Annotated in this window: 4 protein-coding genes and 1 pseudogene; 3 read left to right on the forward strand and 2 right to left on the reverse strand. The window is 62.0% G+C overall.

Annotated elements, in window-relative coordinates:
- Positions 1 to 360: fatty acid desaturase (locus tag RMO81_RS01665; RefSeq protein ID WP_310473990.1), on the forward strand; the 360-nt coding region annotated here is incomplete at its 5' end.
- Positions 335 to 655, forward strand: a complete 321-nt coding sequence (locus tag RMO81_RS01670; protein ID WP_310473991.1) for a hypothetical protein — start codon at positions 335 to 337, stop codon at positions 653 to 655. The genes RMO81_RS01665 and RMO81_RS01670, both read left to right, overlap by 26 nt.
- Positions 656 to 657: 2 nt before the next feature.
- Here RMO81_RS01670 and RMO81_RS01675 read toward each other — a convergent pair whose 3' ends face one another.
- Positions 658 to 1,722, reverse strand: a complete 1,065-nt coding sequence (locus RMO81_RS01675) for a LuxR C-terminal-related transcriptional regulator (RefSeq protein ID WP_310473992.1) — start codon at positions 1,720 to 1,722, stop codon at positions 658 to 660.
- Between the two features lie 266 nt (positions 1,723 to 1,988).
- Here RMO81_RS01675 and RMO81_RS01680 point away from each other — a divergent pair, with 266 nt between their 5' ends.
- Positions 1,989 to 2,678, forward strand: coding sequence for a PEPxxWA-CTERM sorting domain-containing protein (locus tag RMO81_RS01680; protein WP_310473993.1), 690 nt, complete (start codon positions 1,989 to 1,991; stop codon positions 2,676 to 2,678).
- Here the strand turns inward: RMO81_RS01680 and RMO81_RS01685 are convergent.
- Positions 2,675 to 4,042, reverse strand: a pseudogene (locus RMO81_RS01685) (helicase-related protein); the annotation flags it as partial. The gene RMO81_RS01680 and the pseudogene RMO81_RS01685 sit on opposite strands and share 4 nt — an antisense overlap.

Here is a 4,042-nt window from a genome sequence, read left to right on the forward strand (position 1 = left end):
CCCGGCCGCTGGTTCCTGCATTTTTTCGGCAATTATTACACGCACATGCAGCTGGTGCGGATCACCGTGGTCGCCTGCCTCTATATGGTGCTTGGGGCCAGCCTGATCAATTTTGCATTCTTCTGGGCGGTGCCGGCGCTGTTGGCGCTGGGCCAGTTGTTTTTCTTCGGCACTTTTCTGCCGCATCGCCATGTCGGCAGCCCGTTCGCCGATCAGCACCGGGCGCGCAGTGTTGGCGCCGGCGGCATTGTTTCGTTAATCTCCTGTTTTCATTTCGGCGGCTATCATCACGAACATCACCTGTTTCCGCAAACTCCATGGTGGCGATTGCCCGATGCCCGCAAAACCCTCTCTGCCTAAATCCGCCGCGCTGCTGACCGCATTGCTGCTGGCCGCCTGCGCCACCCCGGCGCAGCGCATCACCACCAATCTTATTGATCTGGGCGTGAACCCGGGTCAGGCGCAGTGCATGGGCAACCGGTTGGGTGAACGCCTCTCCATCGGCCAGTTGCGCCGGCTGCAGGAACTCACCGGCCTGCCCTCCGAGCGCTTTGAACGCATGAGCATCCGCGAGATCGCCAACAGGCTGACCGACGAGCGCGACCCCGGCCTGGTGGCCGAATTCCTGCGCGCCGGGGTGGGGTGTTTGATCTGATCTCAGTCGGAAAAATGCCGCATCGCGGCCACGGCGGTGTTGACGCCCAGCGCTGCAAACACTTGGTCGAGATGGTCGTTTACCGTTTCGGCCGATAGATTCATCGTCCAGGCGATTTCCTTGCGTGTCAGGCCGCGCACCAGCAGCCAACAGGCGATCACTCGGCGCGGTGACAGGTCCAGTCGCGCGATCATCATGGCGACATGCGCGGCAAAGGGCAGCAACTGATCAAAGCTGATCACCACCTGGCCATGATCGGTGCGATCATAGCGCAGAGCAAAATTCCCCCAGCGCGTGAACCGGCGCACCTCATGGTGGCCAAGCGATCGGGCCAGATCGACATCCTCGCCGCAAAAGCGGCGTAGCAGCTTTTCCACATCATCATTGACGTCGTCGATCATCGGCCGATCGCCGGCGCGGGCCAGAGTCCACAGGCTCTGATGGGCGGCACGGTCGCAATAGGTGATGTCGCCATCGCTGGCGACGATCGCCAGTCCGCCGGGGTAGCGTCGGCTGGAAGGGGGCGGCTGGCTGTCGGCAAGGAAACACGGTAGCACCAGTTCTGCGATGTCGCGCGCCAGATCAACATCGTCGGGGAGGAACGCCCCGGCGCTGGCGCTGCGCATGATCAGGAAGCAGCCATGCGGCCGGCAGCCATCGTGCACCACCGCATCCATGACATGGCGGACACCGATGGTGGCATAGCTGCCCTTGTAGAAGTCTGATCCCCAGAAACCGTCATTCTGATACGGTAACAAAACGCCCGCCACCGGCCCAGCCAGCACATTATCGGCAAAACGCGGCCAGGCATCGGGGTTTTGCTGGCGCCAGATATTGCCACTGTGCAGCACTTGTGAAGACAGGAAGCCGGGGTTTTCCACCCAGGCATCCTGCATGGCGCCGGCGGCATCGCACCAGAACAGGCCAATCGGATCGGCGGCCAGCGCACCCCGGATCAGCGGCGGCAGGCAGCGCGCCAACTGCCGCGCCGACAGGCCGGAAAGGCACAACATGCCAAGATTGGCCAGCGCCGCGGACTCCGGCCGCCGCCCGGCCACATTGGTCACCTGCCGAACTGATGCTTGCAGACCGGCAAAGGTCGGTTCGGTTAATTGGTCCTGTTTCACGGCCTGCCCCCCATGGCGCTGCCAAACGATGGTTGGGCCCTCCACCGGCACCGCAACACCCCGGATACCCCAGAAATGGGGAATTGTAATAGTGGTGCCTCGCATCAATGATGATCTTGAGAAAAATCTGAGCGCTGCTGTTTGGGGCGGCGCCAAAGCGGGGGCAGTTGATCATGCGTTTTGGGTTTTGCTTGCTGGCTACGGCCATGCTGGTGTCGTCTGCGGCCAATGCCACGCTGATCTCTGGCGCAGGCAGTCTGGCAGGTGCAAATGCGATCACCCTGCCTGCCGCAAACTATGTCGGGGCCGGTCCGCAAACACTGGGGCCGATCACCTGGTCATCCGATTTCGCGCAGTCGCGCTATGGTTGGACCGGCGGTGCCAATTTCGGCGTCAATGGCAATTGGGATGCTGGCGGCGCACCGATCCTGGGGCTCAACACCGGGTTCAATCCCAATACCGGCGGCTATGCCAACATGACGCTAACCTTCGACAATCCGGTTTCAGGGTTTCTGGCCGAAGTGAACTGGGCGCTGGGTAGCACCAATTTGAATTCGGTCATCATCCAGGCATTTGACGCGAATGGCAATCGGCTCACCCACTCGGAATATCCAACCAACAGCGATTTCCACTATTATTGGTTCCTGGCAAACAACGGCAACACCAACGTTTTACAGCCCGGCTACTACGGTTTCACGTTTGCCAATCCGGTGATCAAGAGCCTGGTGTTTTCCAATGGCTCAATCGCTTTGCGCAACCTGAGCTGGACCGGGCCCGCTGTAGGCGGCCCTGGCGTAGGCGGCGTGCCGGAACCGGCCAGCTGGGCCATGCTGATTGCCGGTTTTGGCCTCACCGGCGCCACATTGCGCCGACGGCGGGCAGCTGCGGCGGTTTAACGCCCCGCCCCGCCCCGTTTCGCGCTGAAACCCTTCTTCTGCATCTTGGAAAAGCGCGTCGTGCGGGTGCCGGCGACGCCGCCGGTGGCTCGGCCCTTGGCTGCGGCGGTGCGCGCGTCCACCGGCACGCCCAGTTCGTCCATTTCCAGCCGGCGGATCTGGTCGCGGATGGCGGCCGCCGTCTCGAATTCCAAGTCAGACGCGGCCTTTTTCATCTGCTCTTCAAGATCAGCAATATAGGCCTTGAGGTTGTGGCCAACCAGATGCTGGGTCTCGTCGTCGCCGGTGTCGACCGTCAGGCCATCCTTCATCGACACGTCCGACAATACGTCGCCGATGTTGCGTTTGATGCTGGTGGGCGTGATGCCGTGGAGGGCATTGTACTCCTCCTGCTTGGCGCGCCGGCGATCGGTTTCCATAATGGCGCGGGCCATCGATCCGGTGATGCGATCGCCATACAGGATCACCCGGCCTTCAACATTGCGCGCCGCGCGGCCGATGGTCTGGATAAGTGACGTTTCGGAGCGCAGGAAGCCTTCCTTGTCCGCATCCAATATCGCCACCAGCCCGCATTCGGGAATGTCGAGCCCTTCACGCAGCAGGTTGATGCCGACCAGCACGTCATACACACCCAACCGCAAATCACGGATCAACTCGATACGCTCCAGCGTTTCCACGTCGCTGTGCATGTAGCGAACGCGCAGGCCGGCTTCGTGCAGAAACTCGGTCAGATCCTCGGCCATGCGCTTGGTCAGCGTCGTCACCAGCGTGCGGAACCCGGCAGCGGCAACCTTTTTGGCTTCCTGGATCAGATCTTCCACCTGGTCTTCCACCGGCTTGATCTCCACCGGCGGATCGATCAGCCCGGTGGGGCGGATCACCTGTTCCACAAACACCCCGCCGGTCTTTTCCATCTCCCACGGGCCGGGAGTGGCGGAAACGAACAGCGTCTGCGGCCGCATCGCCTCCCACTCGGCAAAGCGCAGCGGGCGGTTGTCGATGCAGCTGGGCAGGCGGAACCCGTATTCGGCCAGAGTCACATGCGGCGGTGATCGCCCTTGGCCATGGCGCCGATCTGCGGCACCGTCACATGGCTTTCGTCGATGAACAGCAGGGCGTTTTCCGGCAGATATTCAAACAATGTCGGCGGCGGTTCGCCGGGCAGACGGCCGGTGAGGAAACGGCTGTAATTCTCGATGCCCGCACACGCCCCTGTGGCGGCGATCATTTCCAGATCGAAATTGGTGCGCTGTTCCAGCCGCTGCGATTCCAGCAACTTGCCTTCGGCGTTCAGCTCCTTCAGCCGCTCGGTCAGTTCGTGGCGGATGGCGTCCGCGGCCTGTTTCATGGTCGGGCCAGGCGTC

It is taken from the genome of Sandarakinorhabdus sp. (assembly GCF_031422795.1).
Lineage (GTDB): Bacteria > Pseudomonadota > Alphaproteobacteria > Sphingomonadales > Sphingomonadaceae > Sandarakinorhabdus.

Coding starts and splice junctions, on each gene's coding strand:
- RMO81_RS01670 (WP_310473991.1), top strand. CDS start 335: ATGCCCGCAAAACCCTCTCTGCCTAAATCCGCCGCGCTGCTGACCGCA.
- RMO81_RS01680 (WP_310473993.1), top strand. CDS start 1,989: ATGCTGGTGTCGTCTGCGGCCAATGCCACGCTGATCTCTGGCGCAGGC.